This window comes from Nitrosospira sp. Is2 (assembly GCF_033095785.1).
Taxonomy (GTDB): Bacteria; Pseudomonadota; Gammaproteobacteria; order Burkholderiales; family Nitrosomonadaceae; genus Nitrosospira.
Genome location: NZ_CP137134.1, coordinates 326365 through 351419, shown reverse-complemented (window position 1 = coordinate 351419; position 25055 = coordinate 326365). Strand labels below are relative to the sequence as shown.

The following is a 25055-nucleotide window of genomic DNA, read 5'->3' as shown; positions in this document are numbered from 1 at the left end:
ACGTTGGTCCAAGGTGTACTTACGTCCACTAGTCGCTGCTGTTGGCCCACGTATCATTCCATCCGGACGATTCACTGTTACGGACTCGGAGAGGAAAAAATGAACAAAGGGCTGGATGCTAGCCTCCCTAATTTTGTCATCGTCAAGGACTTGATAACAGTCGAACCAATTCTCCGTCCATCCTGGCTCATTCGCCGTCGTATCGACGGTAATTCGTTGACTGCCGGTTACGTATGGGTTTGCACGATGGCCCAGACTGAGGATCCAGATGTTTGCACTGTGAAAGGCTATCTGGCGAGGGACGATTATCCGATGGACCCATCCGAACGCCGTGCGCTGTACGAGATTGGCCGGGAGCTTAATTTCCTCAAGTGTGAATATGAGCGCGTGGATGAGTCGGGAAAACTAAAAGCCATTCGTGAGATAAGACGCAAATCATGACAGCATCCCGCATCGCCGGGTTCTCCGGCCTCGTTCCGCGACTGGCAAAGCAGTTGCTCGCGCCTAATCAAGCGCAGGTTGCGACAAACTGCAATCTGACATCCGGCGATCTGCGTCCCAGAAACGGACCCCTTCTGGTCGCTGCTCTGGACATCGATGGAGACATTGTTTTGTCGCACGTTCGCCGGTAGCTGGAAACACTTCACGGCGCTTCTACTATACCGGCGATGTAGAGCCGCACGTATCCCACTACGATACGGCGACTCAAGGGGTGGGCCCATACCCCTCAGGTGGCTATGTGCTGGGGGTTACGCCTCCCGTTGCCGCTCCAACGGTGACCCCTTCAGGCGGGGTTGGATCCACAGTTACCCGCGTCTACGTGTATACGTTCGTTACGCCGTGGGGTGTAGAGTCTGCGCCGTCGCCGGCTTCTGCCGAGACTACCGGCAAGGATGATGATACCTGGGCGCTTTCCGCCCTTGATACCGCGCCGCCACACAGCGTGACCGTGAGCAACGGGGTCAAAGATACCCCATCTGCAGGATATGTGACTATCACATTAAATAGTGTGTTCGGGCTGCGGGCATAGAGGAAGTGACGTTTGCGGCAGTGGCGGGCATGACGGACATCAACGGTACTTTCCCGCTGCACAGCAGGTGTATTTCAATGGCGCTCACCATCGCCAACACAGACATCAAGCTGTGGAAGGAAGGCAACATGACACCAATAATCTGTCGCCCTAGTAGTCGCCTTAGCTTAGAGGAATAAACAGGTAATCATGTTAGCCAAGGCAAGTCCGCAAGCTACGATTGTGGCATAGCGGATACGCCGAGAGGTTTCACCGTCAAATATCAAGGTAAAGCCACTAATTACGACACCCATCAGAAGAATCCAACCCGACCAGAAGGAGCTGACCTGGCACCAATTTCCATTCGGAGTTTCCCATGGCGTACCGGCGGCCGACGCAGCAAGCGCCTGGCTAGCAACCAGAGCCACGCAAAATGCCAAAACAATCATGGCAAGGCGCATCGAATCATGTTTGACTATCATTTGTCCCCCTATAAGTTATGTATGATTGCCCTCATTATTATTCCTTTTCTTAGGCTTGCATTCCAAAAAACTACGCAGAGGTACAGTTTTTTAAATTTTGACCGCTACTATATAGCTGTCCTAATTTGTATCGGGGGCGTTCCGCTTCTACTAGTATGGCTTCCAGCAGTTCGGCCGTCTTACTGGAGGGCGCACCAACACGCCGCTTCCTTTGTTGTACGTAGTGAACAAGCAGGTTAACAGGCTTTTTTGTTAACCTGCGTCGCGAGCCACCCCTTCAATCTTTGCCGTCGGACCTTACTCCACCCTTGTCTACCTTCTTCCTTACGGTAAGCAACAAATCGAACAGGCTGATGGAAGCGGTCGATCAGATCAACAGGAAATACGCGCGGAGTACCATTCATCTAGCATCTGAGGGAGTTGACCGTACGTGGTCCATGCGGCGCAGCTTCAAGAGTCCCAATTACACCGGGGACTGGAATGAGCTGCCGGTGGTGAGCTGATACTGGGAATACCGCTCTCGGGAAGGGAGCAGCTAATAACAAAACTCAAAGGCCGCGATTGGGTTATGAACAAGGGAGGGTACAGTTCCCTCCGGCCCCAAGCCAAGGCGACCCCTGACAACCAAGTGTACCGCACGTGAGCGCCATTGTCCTCAGCTTCCTTTGACGCACATCACTGCTTTTAACGTGTGTACTACTTCCACCAGGTCTGCCTGGTTTGCCATCACCTCATCGATGTCCTTATACGATGAGGGTAACTCGTCCAACACCATTTTATCCTTGCGACACTCGACCCCTTTGGTCTGCTGAACCAGGTCGGCCACTGTAAATATACTTCGGGCCTGACTGCGGGACATTTTACGGCCCGCACCGTGTGAGCAGGAGCAGTAGGATTCAAGTTCTCCCTTCCCCCGCACTATATAGCTCCGCTGGCCCATCGAGCCGGGAATAATACCCAGATCGTCCACGCGCGCACGTATTGCTCCCTTGCGCGTCACCCATAAATTTCGCCCAAAGTGCGTTTCCTTTTCCACATAATTGTGGTGACAGTTGATGGCTTCCCGGGTAAGGGTAAATTTGATGGGAATGTGGCGGCGTAGCGCTGCTATCGTGGTCTCCATCATGATCCGCCGGTTCTCGAGCGCATAGTCCTGTGCCCAGTTAACAGCTTCCACATAATCGTCGAAGTCATCCTCGCCTTCTGCCAGCCATGCAAGATCGCCATCCGGCAGGTGAATGGAAAGGCGTTCCATCCGGCGCCGGGCTTTTTCGATGAAATAGCTTCCAATCATGTTGCCAATACCCCGGGAACCAGAATGGAGCATCACCCACACGTCCTGATTCTCATCTGTGCACAACTCGATGAAGTGATTGCCTGAGCCCAAGGTTCCGAGTTGTGATTCGGCCTTTTTTACCAAACTGATCTCATCGGTCTTTCGACTCTGTGCGAAACGCCCGTACCATCGCTTGTAGCCACGACCCTGATTAAGCGCTGAGGAAAGCTTGCCCAGTGCAACCGGCTTTCTGCGGCTTCCACCAGCACCCAGGGGAACATCACGTTCAATCTGGCGACGGATAGAGAGTAACGAATCGGGCAGGTCCGAAGCTTTGAGGGAAAGGCGGACGGCATTCATGCCGCAGCCGATATCGACACCTACCGCGGCTGGAATGATGGCTTTGTCCGTTGCGATAACGGTGCCTACCGTCGTACCTTTGCCAAGATGGCAATCGGGCATCAGGGCGATGCCGTGTTGATCTATAAAAGGCAGTCGCGCAAGATTCCTGGCTTGGGCAAGTGCGTCGTCTTCAACATCAGTCCAGGCCTTGATGGGTCTGAATCCTTCCTCACGATAAATATTCTTCATTGCAAGAGGCCTCGATCACGCGAACGTATTTTTACGGTTGGGTACGTCGTGGACAAAGGCGACTGTTTTTGGTTCGACGCCCAATATCTCCCCGCGCAGCGATCGCGACCATAACCATCGCCCGCTCAAGATTTCCGGGATAGTTTCATTATTCTGTCGCTAGCAAACCCGCCCTTTCGTCTGTCTCGAGGCTTGCAGTTCGTGCGTGGGGAATATGACGGTAAAGTGTGGATGCAGCTACGTTTAATCGACGGGCGACAGCAGCAACAGTGATATCAGCATTCTTCAGCATTGCCTTGGCTGCCTGGAGGTCGTTGGCTGACAGTGCGGGCGGCCTACCACCCACACGACCGCGTTCCCGTGCGGCTCTCAAGCCCGCAGTAGTTCGCTCACGGATGACACCGCGTTCGAATTCGGCAAGGGCTGCGAAAATATGGAAGACCAGTTTCCCGCTGGGTGAACTGGTATCGATGGGGTCCTGCAGCGATTTAAGCCCTATTCCTCGTTCCTGGAATGATTCAATCGTTTCGATGAGCTGTTTCATAGAGCGGGCAAGTCTATCAATTTTCCAGACCACCAATGTGTCGCCCTTGCGCATATAGGACAGCGCAGCTTTTAGCTCAGGCCGATCCCGTTGTGCACCCGACGCTTTTTCCTGAAAAATCCTCTCACACCCTTCTTTAATCAAGGCATCAAGCTGTAAGGCCAAGTCCTGATCCTGGGTGCTTACCCGTGCATAACCAATTTTCATTTCACTCCCTCTGCCATCGTCTGTCTCCTTAAACTCAACTGAACTGTAGCTTATAGGAGACCAGATTTCAAGAGATAGTTCTAGGAGGCATAAAAGTAGGAAAACAGGAGAGTTTTGAAACAGCCATTCGAGCTGATGATCACCCCCGCCACAGCCCTACGCACAGCAGGCGGTTCGGTACATAAGAGACAAGACCGTGCCGAGGCCTTGAGTTGTTGCTGGGAGCTTCTCACCAGAAGTGCTGAACATCTGATCGGTCGCTTCTGCAGCCCTGTCGGAGACATGCGACTGCAACTCAAAAAATTCGATTCCAAGCGGAAAACTTGCGTGTGTGTGTTCTGGGAGCATTTGTCTCGAATAGCGCTGGGTGGGCTAAGAAGGAATATACGACGTCAGGCGCAGCAGGTAGTACCAAAAGAAACCCCAGCTCAAAGGTTAGGGTTTCTATTTGCTCAGGAGTGCAAACGTCTGCAATTCTTGATATATAGCTCGACAATATATAGGATCAGGCGATAAACGCTGCTAAAAAACTACCGGATAAATTAAAACTGAGTATGCAATCGCTGGATTGGTTTACCATCGGTCGAGTAGGACTGCTATATGACCTTATTGGAGCGTTGATCCTTGTCTGGGGATATACCCGTCAAGGAAAAAAAGAATTTCAAGAAGCGATTGCCTTTGGGGGTCCTGAAGTGCCCATTCAGGCCGTGACGACCAAGTGTGACTCGATAACGGGTTTAACTTTTATTATATTGGGATTTTCAGGACAACTCGCTGGTACGGATAGTTGCGCGATAGCTATCTTTTCATCCTGCCGTTGGTGCGCAATAACCGCGCTTGCCGTTTTGCTAATGGGTGGAGGAGGTTACTTGCTCTTCAGGAAAGCGGTTTTTGCACGCTACCTCCTACATCTGAAAAAAAGTGAGGATAGCGTTGCGGAGCGAAAATAGAATCCTTCGCCAATGTAAACTCTGCCTCGAGCTTGGCTTCTATTCTTCCCGTTCCCGAATTCGGGAATATTTCAGGCACACAACGTACCCTGTTTGCCGTGTAAGGGGGTAAGGTTTCTCGATTCTTTTCTGGAATGCGATAAAAGCTTATATTGACTAAACACCGGGGAAAAAATATGATCTCTCAGTACTCCCGAAACTCTCGAATCCAAAACTTCCCGAAACTGTCCTGAACCAGAAAATTCCACCGAGTCGACTTGGTCAGACGGCGGGCCTCCAAAACCCCCTCAACGACCCGAATCTGAAACTCCCGAATTCAAAACTTCCCGAAACTCCCGAATTCAAAACTTCCCGAAACTCTCGAATCCAAAACTTCCCGAAACTGTCCTGAACCAGAAAATTCCACCGAGTCGACTTGGTCAGACGGCGGGCCTCCAAAACCCCCTCAACGACCCGAATCTGAAACTCCCGAATTTAAAACTTCCTGAAACTCTCAAATCCAAAACTTCCCGAAACTGTCCTGAACCAGAAAATTCTACCGAGTCGACTTCCGTCAGGCGGCGGGCCTCCAAAACCCGCTACGATGGCGAAAACTGCGCGACGATGAGGGCTGTGCGAGACAGTGCGCAAATCACACGAGTGGATGCCGGTACGACTCCGACCCCCGCTGGTGGTCAAGCGACTTGACTATGAGCGGGACCACTTTTACGTCGCGCCTGCCATCAAGTAGGGCCACCAAGAACTCTAATACGCGTCGTTTTTCATCCCGGTAGTCATGCCTGTCATAGTGGCGGACCTGCACGCCGGATAGCCCATGCGATTGAATTTGGGCGCGAATCTCACGCGAAATACCCTTACTGGCCAATAGGGTCTCAACTGTGCGGCGAATGTCCGAGGGTATAAACGAAAATCGGGTCTCATGGCCTTTTACCATTTCCTCAGCTATTTTGCTCACGGTTGCTGCAAGCGTATCGGGAACGATTGGTACTGTTCCGTTAGAAGTGAAAATCCAGTTACAGCCCAGCGCTTCAGCCCGTTGGACCATCGGCTGGAGGATGACCACAGCTTCCTCTGTCAATGGCAGTTCATGAATACGTGGTCTTTTACGCCGGCCTTTGCCGTCATATAGTCGCATCTGTCCGCCCTCGAGATCCACATCGGCTCTTTGAAGTCTCAGTAACTGCGTCCCCCGCTGTCCGCCGAGAAGCAGCGCGAGCTTTAAAGCCGCGCGAATAGGTTCTGACTTGAGTTTATCAAGCCGCCGCCAGTAGGCGCGCAATTCTTCTTCTGTCAATGTCTGCTCGCGCGCGTTGTTGTAGTGGGATAGACTCCCTGTTGACGCCACAGGATTGGATTGAACTCTAAACGGTAGAAATTCACTGGACACACTCGCATCAAGTTCTGCATTCAAGGCAAGCGCATAGGCGGCACGCAGGTAGCTTCTGAACTTCGCCGCTGTACGACCATGCCCCGCGTCAACAACGCGACGCAACAATGCGGCCACCTCCTTCGCGCTTAGATCGGCAGCCATCCGTGTTGCCCCTTCGGTGCCGTGCAAATGATTCCGGAAAATACTTTCCACGTCGCGTGCCGATGGTTTGCCTAGCCTTCGCAAGTGCTGCAAATATGTATCGGCCAACGCAGCGACGGTGTAACGCTCTTTTGCTTTAACCGTTTCCGCCAGTTCAATTTCGGTAGCAACCCGCGCTGCCTCAGCTTCTTCACGCACCAGCGCTTCACGCTTCTCCCCCGCCCGCAAGTCGCGATCCGGTTCGTTTTTGTACTTTGCTCGCAGAAGGCTCACTTCCTCTCTTGCTTGGGTAAGTGTTAGCTTTCCCGGCTCAGGTGTGCGAGCAAACTGGCCTAACGGGCGGGCGACCCGTTCGCCTGAGGAAGTTGTATAACGGAAATAAAAATCCCGTGCTCCAGATGCTGAGATACGGGCATACAAACGTCCTGAACCTCTACCTCCGTCCGTATCCGACAGCCATTTCATTCCCTTCACCGGCAGCTTCGTCCGCGCTATCCCCTCAACCGTTAGGTGAACTACCTTCGTCATCACATTTACCCCTTATCCGTTCATTATCCGTATCGCACTGGAATCAGCTGGACGGTATAGAATAATACTGGACGTAGGATTAATGTTTGTCAATGATAAAAAAGGAATATATATAACGTACTATACGTTTTGAACGATCTTGAACTGTAAATAATAGGACTGTTAATCCGCAGGTCCCAGGTTCGAGCCCTGGTCGGGGAGCCAACGAAATCAGCCAGTTAAGAGCTGGTGTCGGGTTCGATTGACTACTTCAACGCTATGTAAGTCTTCGTCTATATAACTGCCTGGTCGCAAACTCTTGCACTGGACCCAAGTCGAGGTGGATCGGGCATGACCCCACCCGGCCACCCTCGGCATTTCACCGCAAACGCCCCTGATCCCGCGCTTCCAAAAATTTTCAAATTTGGCGTTTTACATCCTTTTCCTGGTGATGGTCCGTCTACTCTCTGGTTGACGAATCTCGTATCAAGAAGAAAGGGCAGCCTTATCGTGTCAAGTCAGCGGAGGAAGGACTGAGTTAAGTGTAGAAATCCATCAGTCGAGACACTGGCACATTAAGGGTTTTGGCTAGACGACAAATATTGAGAAGGGATATGTTTCTTTGGCCACGTTCAACTCCCCCCAAATAGCTGCGAGCTATTCCACTTTCAAGAGCAAGCTGCTCTTGCGACCAGCCGCGTTCTTTACGCAGCCAAGCAAGTTTTTTTCCAAACAAGACCCGCGGATCAGAGAAGTTCTCATTTTTCGCCATCCTCCAATTCTGTAACGGTCGGTGAGGGAATATGTAGCTTAATTTCATACCGCTTCCCATTGACATAAAAATAGGAGGTTTAGCATGTCCACAAGCAGTAAGCCCGTGCGCAGTAAGCAACGGATGCCGGAAGAAACTATTCCTGTCGGAAAACCAGCGAACAACCGGCGAGAAAGGCTTAAGGGAACGGTAATGATTGGTGGGCAATATTTGCCACAGGTGCGGTCCGCGTTGCTCCTCGTGCAAGCACAGCCTCAGAACGTAGGGCGGACCCTACAAGATTTGCTAGGGGAAGCAATCAACGACGTTTGCGCTAAGTACAACATCGCTCAGCCGTATCACAGCCAGACATTAAATAATCTATGCATTCCTCCTCCACCACTGCCTTCGCGAAGTGCGGTGCCAATGAGGTGCCGGAGAAAGAAGTAGCGGACGGCCGAAATTTTCGTCCAATGGAACCGATGCTTATAGAAGGATTGTTGGGAGCCCCGTGTGTTATTCGCTGGAGACTAGCGAGAACGAAAGAACCTGACCTATAAGCTTACCGACTGGGAACCGAAGTAAGGGTTTCTGTCTTTCTTGTAATAATGTCGCTCTGCATTGTGGTACATTGAATGTTGTTACAACGTTCGATAAAGACCGATATAGGTACACGCGGCGGTAGAAGAGAAGGGTCAGGTCCGAAGAGATCGATGAGCCCGTACGGAGAGAAGACCACAGTCATCCGGGTGCCCGCCAGCCTCAAGTCCGATGTGCTGGTTTATCTTGAGCCGTTTCGTAAAACATCGAGCCAGGACAACAATAGCACCGACGGCGAGTTTCCCCAGGCCATTTCCAATCCCCGGCCTCCGCGTCCCATCTGTAGCGGCAAGATACTGGCAGGCCAATCTCGCTTTCCGTCCCCCGCACAGGACTACGAGCAGAAAACGCTCGATCTCAACGACCGCTTCATTGCCAACCCTCCGGCCACCTTCTTCTTTACCGTCAAGGGGGATTCCATGGTTGGCGCCGGCATCTTCGATGGCGCCACACTGATTGTCGACCGCTCACTCAGGCCCAAATCCTCCAACATCGTCATCGCGGATGTGGATGGCGAATGGATGGTCAAGCGCCTGTACAACGCAGCGGGGTCATCAAGCTGTTATCGGAGAACCCCCTTAATAAGCCCATCGTTCTCAAGGAAGGGCAGGAACTCATCATCTTCGGTGTGGTGACCTATGTCATCTGTGAGGCCAAATAGGCCTGTCTTCGCACTGGCCGATGCCAACTCCTTCTATGCCTCGTGTGAAAAAGTATTCCGACCTGACCTCAGGAATTCGCCGGTAGTCGTTCTCTCCAATAACGATGGCTGTGTCATCGCCCAGAGCAGGGAAGCCAAAGCACTAAGAATACGAATGGCAGGCCCGTGGTTTGAAGTGGAAGAGCGGGCAAGAGAAATAGGTGCGGTTGCCTTCTCCTCCAACTACGAGCTGTACGCCAACATGAGCAACCGCGTCATGGAGACCGTGAGCCGATTCAGCCCGAGGCAGGAAGTCTACTCAATCGACGAATGTTTTCTTGATCTGACCGGAATCAAGCGGGATCTTGTTGCTTATGGGCACGAGATAAAAGAGACGGTCACCCGTTGGACAGGGTTGCCGATATGTGTAGGCATAGGCCATAGCAAGACGCTAGCCAAGCTTGCCGACCACCACGCAAAGAAAAAAGCGGAATTGAACGGTGTATGCGACTTCACGCGCATGCAGGGGAGGAACTGGATGCGGTTCTGGAGACGCTACCCGTCTCTTCCGTCTGGGGGATCGGTCGAAGGCTGGAGAGCAGCCTGAAATTGCTAGGAGTGGAAAGTGTATTAAGGCTCAAGCGCGCCAACTTCAGGAGAATCCGCGACGGGCTTGGTATCACGATGCAGCGCACCGTGCAGGAACTCAATGGCGAGCCATGGCTGGAGCTGGAAGAGGCAGCACCCATCGCCAAGAAGGTCATTAGCTCGCGCTCCATTTGGGCAAAGGGTGGAGAGCCTGCAGGAGCTACGGGAAGCCATCAGCTATCATGCTGCTAACGCCGCCCAGCGACTGCGCAAGCAGGGCCTGTTTGCCAAAGCCGTTTCCGTATTTATCCAGAACAGTCCGTTCGACCAGGCAGCGTTCTACGGCAGAACGGACATGGTAGCCCTGCCTGCCCTAACGGAATGCACCCTGCAAATTACCAATGCTGCGCTCGGGCTGTTGAAGAAGATGTACAAGCGCGAAGTGTATTACCAAAAGGCTGGAGTGATGCTGTTGGAGTTGGTGCCCCAAGAAGGACAGCAGACAGACCTCTTTGCATACTCATCCAGCAGCAACAAGTCCGGGAGGCTGATGAATTCGGTGGATCGTATCAACGGGAAGTACCGGCGCAGCACCGTTCATCTTGCCTCGGAGGGAGTCGACCGAACCTGGTCAATGCGGCGCAGCTTCAAGAGTCCGAACTACACGGGGGATTGGGACGAGCTGCCAGTGTTGAGCTGAGGACAAAGGTTTGTTTAGAGAGGCAACAATAAGCTAATGTGTGTCTACGCACTGAGCTGATCAGTAAACCTTCTTACAATCTAAGCGCTTCCATGAAGGAAGGAAAGGGCCACGCATGAGCCTCATTCAGCCATGAAATAAAAATTAGGAGAAGGTAATGACTCAGAAAAAAACAGCCAATGCTGGCGGACGCAAATCGGGTTCGGACGTACTCAAATTGCTCAAGGCGGACCATGCAAGAGTAAAGAAGTTATTCAAGGATTTTGAGGAGTTGAAAGAGAAGAAGAACAACAGTGAAAAGAAAGGTGAAATCGTCCAGCAAATTTGTGCTGAATTAACGCTTCATGCAGAGGCCGAAGAAGCGGTATTTTATCCCGCGGCCCGTGAAGCGATCGATGATGAGGATTTGATGGATGAAGCAGATGTAGAGCACGCCGGCACAAAAGACTTGATTGCTCAGCTACAAGCAATGAGTCCCGACGATGACCATTACGATGCGAAGGTAACGGTTCTCAGCGAATACATAACGCACCATGTCGAGGAAGAAGAAACAGAGATGTTTCCCAAGATCGAAAAGAGTGATATGGACCGGCAGGAAGTAGGGGAAGGGATTAAACAATTCAAGGAAGAGCACGAGGAAGAATTGAAGCCTGGCACTCCCAGCGCTGCCGGAAAGAAAGGCGTATAAAAAGCTGAGAAAAAGTAGAGCATTCGATATAAAAAAGGGTACAGTTTGTTACCCTTTTTTTGCGAGTAAGGGTGCACTGAGGCACATACCCATCCAAAAGAGCAAGGAGATTTCAGATAATGACTCGAAAAGAATTCATCCAAACCATGGCAACAAAGACGGGTTCCAGCAAAGCTGACATGGAACTAACCGTTGGGGCACTGCTCGAGGTCCTTTCTGATACGCTGAAGAAAGGCGACTTGGTATCATTTCCCGGTTTTGGCAGCTTCGAAGTACGCGAACGCCCCGCGTACAAGGGGCGCAATCCCAGGACGGACGAAGAACTGCAAATTGAAGCCTCTAAAATTTCCGACATTCACGGCAGGCGCTACAGGATTCTAGTTGCCGCTTTCATTAGCTCGGCAACAAATCCACGCTACCGGGTTCGTAACAAAGTGCGTGAGGCAGCAGGCGCTCGTATTCCTTTTTGAGCATCGCATAGCCCTCGTTAACCCGGTCTTCCATCGCTTTTCGATTGACCAAGGTGATATGTCCCCGCCTGTATCGTATGGCCCCTTCCAACTGTAGGACGTGGGCCGCCCCGCTCACACTCTCGCGACGCACCCCGAGCATATAGCCTAAAAATTCATGCGTCATGGCCATGGAGCCATCCGATAAGCGATCCAGGATCATTAGGAAAAACAAGCACAGTCTTTGCTCAACACTTTGGGAAGCTTCTACCGCGGTCTGCTCCGTTTGAAGAAGCAAAGCGTGGCTGAAACCGAGCAATAAGTCCTTTAAGGAGCCTCCTGCCTCGAATTCCTTTTTCAATATCTTTGCTTTAATCCGGTAACCGTAGCCGGGGTTTTGCACTATGACGGTGGCGGATGAGCGCTCGCCGCCTGACAAAAAGAATATGTCGCTTATCCCTTCATTGCCAGTCATGGAAACGTGCTTGGCGAGGCCAGATTTAAGCTCGTAGATGCGCGCAACGATAGAGGTTGCAGGGAAATAAATCTCCCCTAAAGTGGCGCCCGGTTCATGGATAACCTGGCCGTGCGGCATGTCGACAAAATCAAGAAACGGTAATAAACGCGTGAATTCGTCAACTGGTAGCCTCCCAAGGATCTTGTTCTGTCTCGGGTTACACAAGGATTGCATGGCATCTCCTCTTATGTATCTGTTGCTTGGGAGTTAATTGTCATTTCAATCAAGACTGACAGATCAGTTGTTGTCAACGGGGCTGAACGTAAAAGCGGAAGCCTTACTCACAGGCAACAAGCGAGTTGGATAAGGCTCGTGCATAGGTCGCAGCAGCCTCAGCAATGTAAGGGCCGTTTTGTAATATGGTGCATGTACAGCGAGCCCCAGCGCGAAAATTAGATCGCGAGCTCCATCTGGAGAAACCCAATACGTCGTAACGTCGTGGTGCTCGGAGGCGATCCGCCTCACCGGTTGTGCAATGGGAGGGAACTGAGTGCAGGCTTAGCGGTTGCGATTGGGGATGAATCAGGATAGCCAAGGAAACCATAAGTCGGGACTCCATATTCAACTTGTTTTAAATTGAGAACAGGTCACTTACGATTTGCAACTGAACATAATTCTAACGATAAAATTAAGGTCATGCATTAGCTGAACATCAGTTTTTCTAACTTTTTAACGAACAGTAACAGCTAGCGCTTTGCGAACCCGTAACAGCACAGGATAGTGCTGCGACGCGTTGGCGCCGGTGATAAGGCGCGCTTATCGCAAGCCTTGCCAAGCCAGAAAAATGCAGCTACTTGTCCTGTTTTGTTAACACCAAGGGGTAAGGTAGATCTGTCGGGTAAAAGAGGGGTTCCCCCGATTGACAACAGATCAGTCTTCCTTAAGGTTCTTTGACAGGATAAACTCCTATCCATGAGTGCGCGACCGATTGCTCAAGAACGGCGTTCACATCTTCACCGCGGTCCCTCATCTTTTCGAGCGATTCGACGAGCAGCTTCATGCCATCTAGAGTAAGCGATCTTTTCATTCTTCTACGCATTTCCAAAAACTCTCCCCATGTTTGCAGGTTTATAAAGTCTGGTATGACCAGTATGTCTTTTTCCTCGGATTCTGGCTTGACTTCCGTCGTGTACATTGAAGTTTTCATGGCGATCGTCCTCCAATAGATACATCTCCCGACAGCAGAAAAAAAGCTTTGGGTAGCGATACGACTTGGTACTAGGCGGAGAAACTGAACTACAAAGTGAGGGCATGAGCACAGTAGTGCCGGGCTGGAGGATATGCAACGGGCTATCTTGGAGAAGATTTCTCGGCTATGTGTCCAGTTTTCGGAAGGGACCGGAAAGCCCTTGAACTGTTTGTATTCCGTTTGATCATCTCCTCAAGCTTGAAGAAGCCTTTCCCAGCCCAAAAGGTTGCCAACGCTTAGAGGCGCATGAACAGGCTCTTAAATTTATGTAAGCTCTATACATCTCCTCCTAGTTGGAAAATAACGGAGAAAAGTACCTGGCTCTTTAGTTTTGCTTCATCAAAAAGTTGTTGAGACCAGTTGGCAGGTGGGTGGTCAGGTACTTCGCCGTCAATCCACCTCCAGCACACACCTCTCAATAAGAAATGCGGAAACTCCCCTGATTCCTCCGCAAGCTCCAATCGCAGCAAGTTGCTCAACCCGCACGTGAAAGGAGACACATGAACAATAGTGGACTTGCCGAAGCCAGGGGGCAAAAAAACCGGGGCCAACAGGGCTACCCCAACCGCGGCGACGGCTGATCTAGATTATTTCCGATGCCTAATAAAGGGTGATCCCTCTCCCTGAGCGGATTGGGGCGAACTCTACTTTAGCGCGTTTCTGGTTTTCTGCCTGTAGCACTTGGGGGTTAACTACTTACCTGCGGTACAGCCGTTTCGTGCTAGCGGGCTGCTGCTTAAGCTTGAGAGCGAAGAAAAGCCAGGAGCATGTCACCGCGGCCGGGGTGGGATTTCAATCTTCTGAAGGGAAAATAAGTTACCCCAAGACGTACTCCTACAGGCTTTTCACGCCCTACTTGGCTGAGGTCTGGCGAACTGGTGCGGGTGTGCCGAGCCCGACCGCGAGGGCCATCGTCGCCGACGAGTGCCTACTGGTAGGAGCAAGCCACGGAATATCCAAGCCGCGGAGGATGGAAAGCGTCGCGGACAACGCTCAAGTGCTGGATGAATCACGCGCCGCCGTTTTAAGTTGTTTATGGGAAACATTGAGAAGGCGTGCCTGCTCGCCTCTGTCGAGGGAGTTTTCACATTAAAAGCAGTTGAGCGTCTATTTGGCCGCAACCCATTGGGAGTTAAAAGTTTTAAAAATAGGCACTATTTTTGCTTAAGATAAATTTGCGTCCTATCAGACGTGTCTCATTCCTCGAAGGCCGGTTCTGCCGGCTACCGTAAAACAAAAATAAGAGGTGCAGTAATATGATTAAAGCTTTCTTTAAGCCAATCGCGGTTGCCATGATGTTGACCGGTGCAAGTGGTGTCTATGCCACAACCACCAATTTGGGTAATGTAAATTCAGCCACCCCTACGTCCTTTAGTGGCAGTGTTTTGTCTGCTGGGGCTTTTAACGACATTTTCAGTTTCGTACTGCCCAGCAATAGTGGATCTGGCTATGACATCCATAACCTTCCTATTAGCATTCCGGGAACAGGAAACTTTAATACGCTCCTTTCCTCCGTCTCCTTATTTTCAAATGCCGACGGAATTTTGTTTAACAGTGATGATACTTTTTTGCAGTCGTTCGCTGTCCCAGGCGGAAGTGGTGCTAGTTTCACTTGGGGACCTGGTATCGCAGGAAATATGTACCTAAGCGTATCTGGGATCGCTAATGGATCCCTCGGTGGTGTATACAACGGAGCGATCAGTGTGTCCGCCGTTCCCGAGCCGGAGACCTACGCCATGCTGTTGGCAGGGTTGGCTATAGTAGGGGCAATAGCGCGTCGTAAAACGGTTGCCCGCTCGGCACATTAACTAAGGCAAACGGAGGCGAAAGCCTCCGTTTCCAATTCAGCCCATTATAAGGGTTTGTCGACCTTTTTGCCGTATCCCAAGCACTGCTCGATCCGGAAAAAAGGATCACCGCGAGTCGACCTGCCATTAATGTCATTACTGCAGACGAGACGCAGCAGTATGTTTTTTGTTGCTCCTTCAACCTGTCCTGACGTGGACTTCACGAGCGCAGTTGAGTTTGCTTTTTGTATCTACTACATCCTACTATCTTTCTCTACAAACTCTCTGGCAGCCAATGTTAAGCCTTGGCCATAAAAAAAATATAGATCATATATGCGGTCGTTGAGAAGTAGAAACCGGGCAATAGGCTTCCCCGTCAAGTGGCACTTTATGGTGATGCGCCCATTAATTGATTGGAACGGAGCACAAACATGAACAAAAAAGAACTCGTCGATGCAATGGCTGCAAAGACCAACTGCAGCGGAGCTGCCGCTGGTCGTGCGGTGAACGCACTGTTGGAAATTATTTCCGATACGCTGAAAAAAGGGGAAACACTGACGTTGGCCGGGTTTGGAACGTTCGACGTACGCGATCGAGCCGCGCGTAGCGGGCGAAATCCGAAGACCGGCGAGGAACTGAAGATTGCCGCATCGAGGGTTGCAGCATTCAAACCGGGTGCAACGCTCAAGGCTGCGGTCAATGGGGTGGAAAGTAAGGACCAGCAGCGGTAAAGCACCAGCAGTTTCAAGCACTCTCGCTTACAGGTACTAGCAAGTGCTTGCCGTTGTTGTTCGGATCCACTCGGTTTACTGCCCGGTCCACCTTCCACCAGATGAATTCTTCGGTGGGCAGTGACCTTGCCTGCGCAACGTGCGTGGCTTCATCAACTGGTGTCTCAGGGTCAAGCCAGCGCAACGCATCCTCCGGCTCCAACACTACCGGTCGTCGGTCATGAACATCTACCAACCCGGCGCCTGAGTCTTCAGTCACGATAACGAAACCTGTTTCAACCGTTTGCTCGACGTCCCGGCGAAAGTTCGTCAGCCCAGCCATGAATATCGGTTTGTTCACCTTTCGGGTGATGTACCAAGGCTGCTTCTTACCATTCTCCAGCGACCATTCATACCAACCACCCGCAGGAATAATTACCCTTCCTTCGCGGAACATGTGCCGGAAGTACAGGCTCGTGAGCGACTTCTCAACTCGGGCGCATATCCATGGTTTCTTCTTCTCGGCGGCTTCCTTTGGGGTCAGATAGCCCCAGTTCATACCGATGAACAGCAACTCTCCGTCGTGGAGCATGATCATCCATGGCGTTGCCCTGGCGAGACATTATAGGAAGGGCTATTGTCATGCAGCGTCTTGAGGTGCTTGCTGATATGGGCGCTAAGCGCATCAGCGTAGTAGCGCGGCGTTTCCGACTGTTCAAACCTGCCGCACATTGCTGTTATTTCGCCATTGCCAAGGTGGAGTGGGAGAAGAGTCGGCCCATAGTCCGCGCTGGCCTACTTTAGCCCCATGCTCCAGCACATACAAATCATGGTCCTTCGTAGCGACGATAGACCAAGGCCATGCCGCGATTAACCTGTTCTGAATTCACATCCACGCCCGCGCATTTAACACGAGCGACGATCCCCTGTAGCGGTCCTTCACCAAGGGGGTAACTTCGGCGTCCTTGTCGAAGCACAGATCAGAGAGCGACTGTTTCGACTTCGTTCCGAATGGCTGGTGTTTCTCGGGCGCGTCAATCTCCGCCAGGTGCATCTTGTGTTGCGTCTTCGATGCGGTCAGAACCGTGAGGGTATCCCCGTCTGCTATGCCCACCACTTTCCCACTGAAGGATGCAGCCTGTGCAGCTGTCAGTTAGAGGACGCATAACGCAACGAATGTGAATTTCAATGCTGGGCTAGGTGTGGCATTTTGGGCAGGAAAAGGGTATGGCTAACCTGTCGACATTTTGAACAGTACTACAAACTGGCTGACATGCTAATGGAGAAGGCGTCGAAAGAACAGCTTGGCGAATGCGCAAGATTACCTTCGCTCAATCTCGCTCACTACAGAACAAGATACGGCGAAATACCGCTAGATGAGACTCTGGCATTGTGGACATGAGAAAATCAAATGAGGTTCAGGCTGAGCTCCTGACCGAGGGGATGGCGACGCTCGTCGGAGTACTCGGAAACGTTTGGAGCGGACTGGGCGAGGAGAAGCATTAAAGACCGGATTCCCCATAAACTGGGAGCGACTATGGCACAACAAAAACTGTGAAGTGAGTGCTAGGTAGCCAGCAATTTAATCAATAACTACTTCATGAGGAGCGAGATGAAAACGTTGTCAGTTTGCAGTTGGGAGAAGAAACGGCCCTGTGGATTGCATCGAGTAATGACCTGACTTGGTTGGCAGCCGAAGCTGATACTGTGGACCATCTTCGGGTAAATTGAAAGTGATGATATCCGAATTGCTTGATGTTGGGGATCACCATAGGGACGGAATCCAATTCAAGTTGCGTATCGAACTGACCGTAGTTGCACAACGTTCCGCGTATTAAACCTAGGCGATTTTCTATATTGCCGAGGCACGCTGCATCTGCCGAGCATGGAACAACACGACGAATGATGAAGTCGGGCCGCCTGCTTGGCAGGCAGCCCTGACACGAATAGAAGATTTTTTTGATCTCACAGGTTCGAGGAAAAAAGCCAGACCGGGAACGTGCGTTATCTCAGCTCTCCTCTATACCGGGTTGTTTAAAATGCTTTCCAATGCGTTGTACTCCTCGCCGTCTAAGCTGGTATACAGCGACTCCCATGTCGCGCTTGCCGCTAGCTGATACAGCTCGGCCTGGTCGTATGCTTTCACAGCTTCAAAAACCCGAATAATCCCGAGTTCATCGTCATCATCTGTCCATCCATTGAGTAGTGCTTTCACGAGCTTGTCTTTGACGTCGAAAGACGCCCGCGCGAGCACCCCTTGGGAATCGATATTGGTGATCGCATATCGGGCCCGGTTGTCGTCGTCGGTATCTAGAAGGTTCGGCAGGGTGATTAGCCCGGCAATTAGGTCAGGCAGGTTGAGAATGGCTGTTCGCAAATCTATAACGGTGTCCGCGACGGAGTTGATGGCCGACGCAATTAGCCCCAGCACCCTCGGTGCAGGCAAGGTTGCGGGAAAGTTGTCGAGCGCCATCTTTAGTGTGCGCGTGAACCGGCTGACGATGGTCTTTGCTTCGTTGCTGCCTACCGCTTCGACGGCCTTCTCCGCGGCTGCAAACTCTAGCGTAAGGCGTTGGAAGGTGTCTCGGCACGCAATCCGTTGCAGATTGTTTAGGTTTGGATCATTATTTAGACTCGGATCGACCAAATCGGCAATAACATCGTAGATGGTTCGATAATCCAGCCGCGCCAGTGCTGAGCAGATGCGAGTGGTATAGTTAGCCTCGAACATGAGCGCGACGAGTTCGGTGACGCGGTGAGGTGCAGGCGAAACCGCATGGTAGTGCGTAATGATGTCCGGCATGATGCGCGCTGCGCTCATCATCAGCGGCCGATTCCGCATGGTGGCGCTAGTAATCCCCTTTAAGAGCTCTCCCTTTCGGCTCAAAAGCAGGTCAAATTCCGCTTGCTGGAACTGAACCGGCCATTGCAGCAATTTTACGAAACAGTCCCCAAGATTTGGGCTTGTCTCGTAATTGAGGAGGATGAGATAGCGTCGAATCAACTGGTATACGACATAGTCACGCTGGTCCAGAACTTGCGCAAGCTGCCGCGCGATCGGGTCGAGATGCCCTTCCGGCAGCTCATCGTCGAGGCCCGCCCAACCCCCGAGCGCCTTGACCATACGCACAAGCTCGTAGCTGTTCTCCGATCGTACCATTGCATCCTTGATGGCATCTTCCTCCTCATCGCCGGTCGCTCCGTCGGCAAGGTCGTACACATACTTCGCGTTCGCCTTCATGATGTTATCCCGCAAGCTGATGCTGGGCGGATCGAAGTCTACATTGTCGGAGCTGAAGAACCCACGAAGACTACTGTTCCCGCTAGCTGCCACATGTTGTTTAACGTTTTCCATTGAACGTCTCCTAGTCTCTCATGGCTTATTGAAGTGAGATGAGAATGGGGATAAGCCCGCAGCCCTCGTCTAGAGGAGCCATTGCCTTCCCGATAACCGACCCAAAAGCGCGTGCCGGATCGCTTGCCTTCATAGCGTGGCCAGGCGTTGGTGAGCTCGTCAGCAGGTCACCAACCTCGATTGCGCCATAGCTCGCATCAGCATTACAGAAGACTTTACCGACAAGCGCGACGGGCTCTCGACGGGCAACGCTCTCCTCCTGTTTGTCCATGGTGATCCCCGTCCGAAAGGTGCCGGCCCCAGGGACGACGCCGACGACCGTGGTATCGTAAGGAACGCGACAGGGCACCAACTCGCCCGTCTCGCTCAGCGCCATCACGGTACCCGGCGTAGCTACGGCTTCCTGTCGAATTGTGAAGTCTTCGGCAAAGTCTGCACCGGGGAAGAAGCAGTCGCCAGTGATGACGACATTGCCTTTAAAAAACCCCGCTGTCCCGCCGGAGATATGCTCGCCATAGATACCAGCTCCGGTGCTAGCCGAATTGCGCTGGATGCCGACGATGGCGGGAAGCACCGGCGAATTAGTCTCGCCATGCAGTCCCACACCAGTCTGGCTGCTGAAGAAGCCACCAGGCCCACCACCGGTATGGGCGCCGTAGACCCCCGCCCCAGTACTTTGCTCGTTCAGTTGAATTCCGGCGATGGCCGACGTGTTCTGCGAGTTTGTCTCCCCGTGTACGCCCTCATTGGTGCTGCTCTTAAAGAACCCGCCTGGTCCAAGGCTGCGACCTTCCCCGTAAACCCCCGCTCCAACTCCGTTGCCCTCGCTAATACCAACCACGCCGGAGCCATCGGCTTTATTCGTACCCCACACCCCAGCGCCGCTTTTCGCAGCTGTCTCGCCGTAGACACCCACCCAGGTAGTGCTAGTCCCAAAGACACCGGCCCCCTCACTCTGCCCAAAGACGCCCGGTCCGGCATTGCGCTCTGGGTGCCCTTGCGGATCGGCATTGCTCACCTCACTAATGCCCGCGACGGCCGCATGGCCCGGTGCATGAGTAATGCCTCGTACACCGTTGTACAGGTCGCTTTCGCCGTTTATTCCCGGTGCGATATTTGTCATTGTCCGGCTGACGACCGGATCATCGTTAAAAGTTGGCATATTATTGTCCTCTATAGAAAAGCATCGAAAAGCTTTCGACGTTTTATTTAATTAATAAATGTAATATCAAAACAATCAACGGCGAAATCATTCCCACCGTTCCCACCCTCTTGAAAAATCAGGGTGAGGTAATCAATTGATTTGAAGTCATCTTCAACCGGAGCCTTTCCGGTTGTGCCCGATCGAAAACCCGCGAGCGGGAAATTGATATCAAATCTATCTACCACGGGAGGAGTTACCGGTTTGCTATGTTGAAAAATCTCTCTGGACGGTGTGACTACCTGGATAATTACGTCGACCTGATTTAGCATGTCGAGGGAATGAAAGTGCAGCGTGAACTGCCCATTAGCTAAGACTTTACTTAGGTCGAGATTTAACGGAGCGACGTCATTGTTTTTGGCGATTCCATACGAAATCTCGAGCCGGCTTGCCATATGGACGCCGTCTTCAACAATCAAATGACCCTTATCGATTGTATAAACGCCTTTTCTTCCTAAAGGGACGCCGAAGGGCATTTGGTCGACTCTAAAAACGATTTGGCGAGAACCACCAAGCATGCTTCCATTCTTAAAGTCGGTCTGAGCTTTACCGGATGGGAGTTCGATCTCGGCCTGTGTGCCAGTGTTGAAGTTGTCTATTACCATATAAGCAGATCCAGATCCCGCCTGATCACAAGGCGTCATCTCCGCCAAAATCGTGTCATCAAAAGTGTTAGCTGTTGTTTTCATCTGACTTCTCCTTAAATGGGAAAAAGCACAAAGGGTCCAACGGTGCCAACTGGCTGTTTCCCCAAGTCGTCGGCGATATTTAGTATCGTGCCCACGATATGGTCACTGCCTGGGATAAAAAACCCTTTGAGCTTGTTCGCCGAAGAATGAAATTCTCCAGTCAGTTCCACCGACGCCGGCTCTTTATCAGTAGCAGGAATGAGGTGTCCCTTGATGTCTAGCACCACCTCCTCAGTGAATTTCAACTTTCCTGAAATTTCACCCGCCTCATTGGTATCAACCTCCAACACTCCAGGAGGTGACCAAGGTTTTGCCAGTTCTGGTTTTCCTTCTACATGACCATCTTTCACTACGATTGCGTCATGTCGAAAACTGCGATAAGACCACTTGCCCTTCAATGTTTCGTTCATGATGACTCCTCCATATACGTGATTTAGGAACGCATATATTTATCGAAAGTAGAGATTGTTGTATGCGCTCGAGATCATTCTCTGTCGTCACTACTTACAAATAGGTTACGAATTCGATAAAAACCGTTTATTAATATCAAAGAGTCGGTTCAATCGATTTGCTGAGTTTTCTTCAATTTGCATTTCTGAAGAGAAATACTATTAGAAACAGATGCCTATAAAACGGGAGCATCGTTTTAATTTTCTTGGCTCCAATAGGCCGGCTTTTTAGAATTGACATGCTAGAATTTTTGTAGGTCCCGCAGTTCCTTACCACAGCCGACCAGCCAAGGCACATGGATGACAGCTGTCGAGCAACATCTAGCCAAGATCACCATCCCACAGCCCCACCGTGCGTATGCGCGCACGCGGCTATTTGAGCTCCTCGATACAGCTCGACAGCAACGCATCGTATGGATTGCCGCTCCGCCTGGTGCGGGAAAGACGACACTCGCAAGTACCTATCTTGCGGCGCGGTCGCTAAAGGCTTCCTGGTGTCAGCTCGACACAAGTGACGGTGATGTCGCAAGCTTCTTCCATTATCTTGCCATCGCCGTTGAAACTGCGTCGCCGCGATATCGAACGCCACTTCCATCTCTAACACCTGAGTATCTCTCGGGCCTTCCGACCTTTACGCGGCGATTTTTTGAGAAGGTGGTGCGCCGGCTGGGAACCCCAGCAGTTATCGTTCTCGATAACTATCAGGAGGTTGCATCGGCTGCGCCCCTGCATGAGGTCCTGCGTGAGGCTGCGGAAAGCCTTCCAGGAGGAGTGTCGTTTCTCATATTGAGTCGCAGCGATCCACCCACTTCTTTAGCCCGCTTCCAGCTTCACGGAGACTTGGTGTTTCTCGGCTGGGACGAACTGCAGCTTACGCTAGCTGAGGCTCAGAGCATCGCATCGCTGCGTGCGCCGGACTCAGCGAAGAGCCGGATCGAGGAATTACATAGACTCACACAAGGATGGGTCGCGGGTCTCAGGCTATTGCTCGATCAGGATGAGCGCACAGGCTTTGGTGCTCAGCTAGAGAGCGGTAAAGCACAACAGGTCCTGTTCGACTACTTTGCGACGGAGGTCTTCGAACGGTGGTCGCTCTCGATACAAACAGCGCTGTTGAGAACGGCATTGTTGTCAGTAATGACGGTGCCGCAAGCCGAGCAGTTGGCGGGTGAGACGAATATTGGGAGGGTATTGGCTGATTTACATCGGAGTAATTATTTCGTCGTTCTGCGCATGGATGATGAACCCCGTTATGAATATCATTCCCTTTTCCGCGAATTTTTGTTGAGCCGTGCGCAAAAGACTTTCAACCAAGCTGAATGGCGCACATTACAGTGTCAAGCAGCAGAGCTGCTGGGGCAGTCCAATGAGACCGCTGCTGCGGCATCGCTCTATTACGCTTCACAGCACTGGGAAGGACTGCGAGACCTTATCCTGCGAGAAGCGTCGGGGCTGATCACCGCGGGCCGTCACCAGACCTTGCTGCAGTGGCTGAATTGGCTTCCGCAAGTCGAGTTTGAGCACACTCCCTGGCTCTGGTATTGGCGCGGCCTGGCTCGCTTACCATTCAATCCGATCGACGCGCGCAGGATCTTTGAACAGGCTTATCTCGGGTTTCAGGCTGAGGATGATTCCAGAGGCCTTTATCTGACGTGGGCGGGTGTGATGGATACCTTCTTCTTCGAGTGGCGCGATTTTACTCCGGTAGACCGCTGGATTGCTGAGTTCGAGCAGCTGCGCATCCGTCACCCCGAGTTTCCCTCGCGGGCAGTTGAGCTTCGTACCTACTGGTCTATCGGAACTCTCATGCACCGCCAGCCCCATCATCCATTTCTGCGGATCTGGGCAGAACGCGGGTTGGGACTTCTGGACATTACCGACCGGGATCTCTCCATCCTGCTCGGCGGCTATCTGATCGTCTGTTTTTTATGGTGGGGGGAAACAGTCAGGGCTCGGGATGTGATCGACCGACTGAACTCATGGACAAAATCGCCAGATATTTCTCCTCTGGTGTTTATCCTTTGGTCGTGCGCAGTCGCACTCTATTATTCAGTTCGCGGCGAGATGGACGCTTGTGTCGCAGCTGTTGAAGGTGGGCTTGAATTAGCACAGCGCACTGGTCTGCACGCTTTTGATTTCCTGCTTCGCGCACAGGCAGCACGCTGCAGCCTGATTGCAGGAAAGCTGGCAGAGGCTGAGCACTGGATGTTATTAATGGCAAAGGCGATGCGCAGCCATAGCCATATCGATGGCACATTTTATCAACATCTTAAGTCCAATGCGGCGGCGCAGCGGGGTGATTGGCAGCAGAGCATTGAGCACGCACGCATGGGGTTAGCCATGTCCATGGAGGCTGGCACTCCTTTCCCCGAGGCGCATTGCCGCATTGATCTAGCACGCGCCCTTATTGGACAAGGGGATGATGCGGAATCGACGGAACAGCTCCACTACGCCCGTGCCATAGGGCAAGCAATGGGTAGCCGGGTATTGGAATATCTCTGCATCGAGACCGCAGCCCTAGCAGCTTTCGAGCGAGGGCAGGAAGATGAGGGACATAAACAACTGATTCAAGCGCTTGCTATAAGCCGGGCCATGGACGGGGCAACCTGGTTGCTAGAGGGTCCGCAGGTGAGTGCTTACCTCTATAATCGCGCGCTGGCTGCCGGCATACAGGTCGATCACGTGCAACGTCTGATCCGTCAACACCGGCTTACGCCGCCGGATCCGGCTACAGCTGCGAAACTGTGGCCGTGGCCAGTCAAGGTTTATACTTTGGGCCGATTCGATGTGTTATGCGACGATCAGCGGCTTCCTTCTTCCCGGAAGTCTCCCCATAAATCACTGGAACTACTAAAATGTTTGTGTGCCTTTGGTGGGCGCTCCATCAATCAGGATCGTATAACCGAAGCGTTATGGCCAGATGGAGAAGGCGATGCCGCAGAACAAGCACTCAGCACAACCCTGCATCGGCTGCGCAAATTGTTAAAATATGAGCACGCCATTCGATTGGAGGATCGACATATATCCTTCGACCCGAACTATATATGGGTTGACTGCCTGGCATTCAACCGCGCTGCTCATCATCCATCTATTACCGATCGACTAGTCTTGCAACATGCGCTGAGCCTTTATCGCGGACACTTTTTGGAGGGTGAAACATCGCCGTGGGCATTAGCTTTGCGGGATCAAGTACGCGCTCGTTACCTTAGCATGGCTGAGCAGCTCGGGGATATATTTGAACGAGATAACGACTGGAAGAGTGCGGCAGAATGTTATCTTGGTGTGATTGCGGTTGAACCTGCGGCGGAAATCTTTTACCGCCGTCTCATGAGCAGCTATGCGCAACAGGGCCGACGGACAGAAGCGTTGGTTGTGTATCGACGCTGTCGGCAGTCATTATTAGCCCAGCTGGGCGTTTGTCCCACCGAAGAAACTCAAAACCTTTACCAAGTGTTGAGTAATAGTTGAGGCAATATCATCCGATATTTTATCGACACCCCGGATATGGTAGTGCACAGCACATTGGTGAGATGGGTGCGTTTCGCGTGTATTACTGGGACGGCATCAGCCAGGTAATAGCAATGGGCGGGTCTACTGAGGAGCGGACGAAGGCGCTGGCCAAGCTGGAAGCAAAGGAAGCAAATG

Annotated in this window: 30 protein-coding genes; 17 read left to right on the top strand and 13 right to left on the bottom strand. The window is 52.0% G+C overall.

Annotated features, from left to right (window positions below):
- Positions 1-99 precede the first annotated feature (99 nt).
- The 3 genes from R5L00_RS01580 (at position 100) to R5L00_RS01570 (ending at position 1030) form a co-directional block, all read left to right on the top strand.
- Positions 100-441 (top strand): hypothetical protein, encoded by a 342-nt coding sequence (locus R5L00_RS01580; RefSeq protein WP_317653012.1) that lies wholly within the window; start codon positions 100-102, stop codon positions 439-441.
- Positions 438-632 (top strand): hypothetical protein, encoded by a 195-nt coding sequence (locus R5L00_RS01575; protein ID WP_317653011.1) that lies wholly within the window; start codon positions 438-440, stop codon positions 630-632. Before R5L00_RS01580 ends, R5L00_RS01575 begins: the two co-directional genes overlap by 4 nt.
- A gap of 80 nt (positions 633-712) precedes the next feature.
- The gene (locus R5L00_RS01570; RefSeq protein ID WP_317653010.1) at positions 713-1030 is read left to right on the top strand and encodes a hypothetical protein; all 318 of its coding nucleotides are present in this window, start codon (positions 713-715) and stop codon (positions 1028-1030) included.
- 167 nt (positions 1031-1197) lie between these two features.
- Here the strand turns inward: R5L00_RS01570 and R5L00_RS01565 are convergent, their stop codons facing one another.
- Positions 1198-1491, bottom strand: coding sequence for a TrbC/VirB2 family protein (locus tag R5L00_RS01565; protein ID WP_317653009.1), 294 nt, complete (start codon positions 1489-1491; stop codon positions 1198-1200).
- Between the two features lie 353 nt (positions 1492-1844).
- Here R5L00_RS01565 and R5L00_RS01560 point away from each other — a divergent pair, with 353 nt between their 5' ends.
- Positions 1845-1994, top strand: coding sequence for a DUF4113 domain-containing protein (locus R5L00_RS01560; RefSeq protein ID WP_317653008.1), 150 nt, complete (start codon positions 1845-1847; stop codon positions 1992-1994).
- 152 nt (positions 1995-2146) lie between these two features.
- Here the strand turns inward: R5L00_RS01560 and R5L00_RS01555 are convergent, their stop codons facing one another.
- Positions 2147-3358 carry an RtcB family protein gene (locus tag R5L00_RS01555; RefSeq protein WP_317653007.1) on the bottom strand — a complete coding sequence of 404 codons (1212 nt, stop codon included), beginning with the start codon at positions 3356-3358 and terminating at the stop codon, positions 2147-2149.
- A gap of 148 nt (positions 3359-3506) precedes the next feature.
- Positions 3507-4109: a recombinase family protein gene (locus R5L00_RS01550; RefSeq protein ID WP_317653006.1), complete on the bottom strand. Its 603-nt coding sequence runs from the start codon at positions 4107-4109 to the stop codon at positions 3507-3509.
- A 554-nt stretch (positions 4110-4663) separates the two neighbouring features.
- Here R5L00_RS01550 and R5L00_RS01545 point away from each other — a divergent pair.
- On the top strand, positions 4664-5059 hold the full coding sequence (locus R5L00_RS01545; protein ID WP_317653005.1) for a hypothetical protein: 396 nt from the start codon (positions 4664-4666) through the stop codon (positions 5057-5059).
- 631 nt (positions 5060-5690) lie between these two features.
- Here R5L00_RS01545 and R5L00_RS01540 read toward each other — a convergent pair.
- The gene (locus R5L00_RS01540; protein ID WP_317653004.1) at positions 5691-7118 is read right to left on the bottom strand and encodes an integrase family protein; all 1428 of its coding nucleotides are present in this window, start codon (positions 7116-7118) and stop codon (positions 5691-5693) included.
- Positions 7119-7635: 517 nt separating this feature from the next.
- Complete coding sequence (locus R5L00_RS01535; RefSeq protein ID WP_317653003.1) at positions 7636-7869, bottom strand: helix-turn-helix transcriptional regulator; 234 nt, start codon at positions 7867-7869, stop codon at positions 7636-7638.
- 84 nt (positions 7870-7953) lie between these two features.
- Between R5L00_RS01535 and R5L00_RS01530 the strand changes: the two genes are divergently transcribed.
- The 7 genes from R5L00_RS01530 (at position 7954) to R5L00_RS15760 (ending at position 11534) form a co-directional block, all read left to right on the top strand.
- Positions 7954-8298, top strand: coding sequence for a ribbon-helix-helix domain-containing protein (locus R5L00_RS01530; protein ID WP_317653002.1), 345 nt, complete (start codon positions 7954-7956; stop codon positions 8296-8298).
- Positions 8299-8561: 263 nt separating this feature from the next.
- Positions 8562-9083, top strand: a complete 522-nt coding sequence (locus R5L00_RS01525; protein ID WP_317653001.1) for a LexA family protein — start codon at positions 8562-8564, stop codon at positions 9081-9083.
- Between the two features lie 3 nt (positions 9084-9086).
- Positions 9087-9695 carry a hypothetical protein gene (locus R5L00_RS01520; protein ID WP_317653000.1) on the top strand — a complete coding sequence of 203 codons (609 nt, stop codon included), beginning with the start codon at positions 9087-9089 and terminating at the stop codon, positions 9693-9695.
- Positions 9593-9928 carry a hypothetical protein gene (locus R5L00_RS01515; RefSeq protein ID WP_317652999.1) on the top strand — a complete coding sequence of 112 codons (336 nt, stop codon included), beginning with the start codon at positions 9593-9595 and terminating at the stop codon, positions 9926-9928. Before R5L00_RS01520 ends, R5L00_RS01515 begins: the two co-directional genes overlap by 103 nt.
- On the top strand, positions 9879-10376 hold the full coding sequence (locus tag R5L00_RS01510; protein ID WP_317652998.1) for a DUF4113 domain-containing protein: 498 nt from the start codon (positions 9879-9881) through the stop codon (positions 10374-10376). The genes R5L00_RS01515 and R5L00_RS01510 overlap by 50 nt, the downstream gene beginning before the upstream one ends.
- Positions 10377-10533: 157 nt before the next feature.
- On the top strand, positions 10534-11064 hold the full coding sequence (locus tag R5L00_RS01505) for a hemerythrin domain-containing protein (protein WP_317652997.1): 531 nt from the start codon (positions 10534-10536) through the stop codon (positions 11062-11064).
- A 119-nt stretch (positions 11065-11183) separates the two neighbouring features.
- Entirely contained in the window at positions 11184-11534 is a 351-nt protein-coding gene (locus tag R5L00_RS15760) for an HU family DNA-binding protein (protein ID WP_411555577.1), read from the top strand.
- Here R5L00_RS15760 and R5L00_RS01495 read toward each other — a convergent pair.
- Both R5L00_RS01495 and R5L00_RS01490 read right to left on the bottom strand, forming a co-directional pair.
- Positions 11458-12204, bottom strand: a complete 747-nt coding sequence (locus R5L00_RS01495) for a Crp/Fnr family transcriptional regulator (RefSeq protein WP_317652996.1) — start codon at positions 12202-12204, stop codon at positions 11458-11460. The two genes, R5L00_RS15760 and R5L00_RS01495, sit on opposite strands and share 77 nt — an antisense overlap.
- 706 nt (positions 12205-12910) lie before the next feature.
- Complete coding sequence (locus tag R5L00_RS01490) at positions 12911-13177, bottom strand: hypothetical protein (protein WP_317652995.1); 267 nt, start codon at positions 13175-13177, stop codon at positions 12911-12913.
- Between the two features lie 1298 nt (positions 13178-14475).
- Here R5L00_RS01490 and R5L00_RS01485 point away from each other — a divergent pair.
- Positions 14476-15027 (top strand): FxDxF family PEP-CTERM protein, encoded by a 552-nt coding sequence (locus tag R5L00_RS01485; protein WP_317652994.1) that lies wholly within the window; start codon positions 14476-14478, stop codon positions 15025-15027.
- Positions 15028-15437: 410 nt separating this feature from the next.
- Entirely contained in the window at positions 15438-15737 is a 300-nt protein-coding gene (locus R5L00_RS01480) for an HU family DNA-binding protein (RefSeq protein ID WP_317652993.1), read from the top strand.
- A 13-nt stretch (positions 15738-15750) separates the two neighbouring features.
- Here R5L00_RS01480 and R5L00_RS01475 read toward each other — a convergent pair whose 3' ends face one another.
- Positions 15751-16308: an SOS response-associated peptidase gene (locus R5L00_RS01475; protein ID WP_317652992.1), complete on the bottom strand. Its 558-nt coding sequence runs from the start codon at positions 16306-16308 to the stop codon at positions 15751-15753.
- Between the two features lie 8 nt (positions 16309-16316).
- On the opposite strand from R5L00_RS01475, the gene R5L00_RS01470 reads away from it, so the two are divergent.
- Positions 16317-16520, top strand: a complete 204-nt coding sequence (locus R5L00_RS01470) for a hypothetical protein (protein ID WP_317652991.1) — start codon at positions 16317-16319, stop codon at positions 16518-16520.
- Between the two features lie 82 nt (positions 16521-16602).
- On the opposite strand, the gene R5L00_RS01465 is transcribed toward R5L00_RS01470, so the two are convergent.
- Positions 16603-16830, bottom strand: coding sequence for a thermonuclease family protein (locus R5L00_RS01465; RefSeq protein WP_317652990.1), 228 nt, complete (start codon positions 16828-16830; stop codon positions 16603-16605).
- Between the two features lie 515 nt (positions 16831-17345).
- On the opposite strand from R5L00_RS01465, the gene R5L00_RS15755 reads away from it, so the two are divergent.
- The gene (locus R5L00_RS15755) at positions 17346-17447 is read left to right on the top strand and encodes a DUF1902 domain-containing protein (protein ID WP_411555576.1); all 102 of its coding nucleotides are present in this window, start codon (positions 17346-17348) and stop codon (positions 17445-17447) included.
- A gap of 289 nt (positions 17448-17736) precedes the next feature.
- On the opposite strand, the gene R5L00_RS01460 is transcribed toward R5L00_RS15755, so the two are convergent.
- From R5L00_RS01460 to R5L00_RS01445, 4 genes are read right to left on the bottom strand one after another with little or no spacing between them, the layout of a single operon-like run.
- On the bottom strand, positions 17737-19071 hold the full coding sequence (locus R5L00_RS01460) for a hypothetical protein (RefSeq protein WP_317652989.1): 1335 nt from the start codon (positions 19069-19071) through the stop codon (positions 17737-17739).
- A 25-nt stretch (positions 19072-19096) separates the two neighbouring features.
- On the bottom strand, positions 19097-20233 hold the full coding sequence (locus R5L00_RS01455; protein ID WP_317652988.1) for a hypothetical protein: 1137 nt from the start codon (positions 20231-20233) through the stop codon (positions 19097-19099).
- 47 nt (positions 20234-20280) lie between these two features.
- The gene (locus R5L00_RS01450; RefSeq protein ID WP_317652987.1) at positions 20281-20961 is read right to left on the bottom strand and encodes a hypothetical protein; all 681 of its coding nucleotides are present in this window, start codon (positions 20959-20961) and stop codon (positions 20281-20283) included.
- Positions 20962-20972: 11 nt separating this feature from the next.
- A complete protein-coding gene (locus R5L00_RS01445) occupies positions 20973-21371 on the bottom strand; it encodes a hypothetical protein (RefSeq protein ID WP_317652986.1) in 399 nt (132 codons plus the stop codon).
- A 339-nt stretch (positions 21372-21710) separates the two neighbouring features.
- Between R5L00_RS01445 and R5L00_RS01440 the strand changes: the two genes are divergently transcribed.
- Positions 21711-24878 (top strand): BTAD domain-containing putative transcriptional regulator, encoded by a 3168-nt coding sequence (locus R5L00_RS01440; RefSeq protein ID WP_317652984.1) that lies wholly within the window; start codon positions 21711-21713, stop codon positions 24876-24878.
- Positions 24879-25055 lie beyond the last annotated feature (177 nt).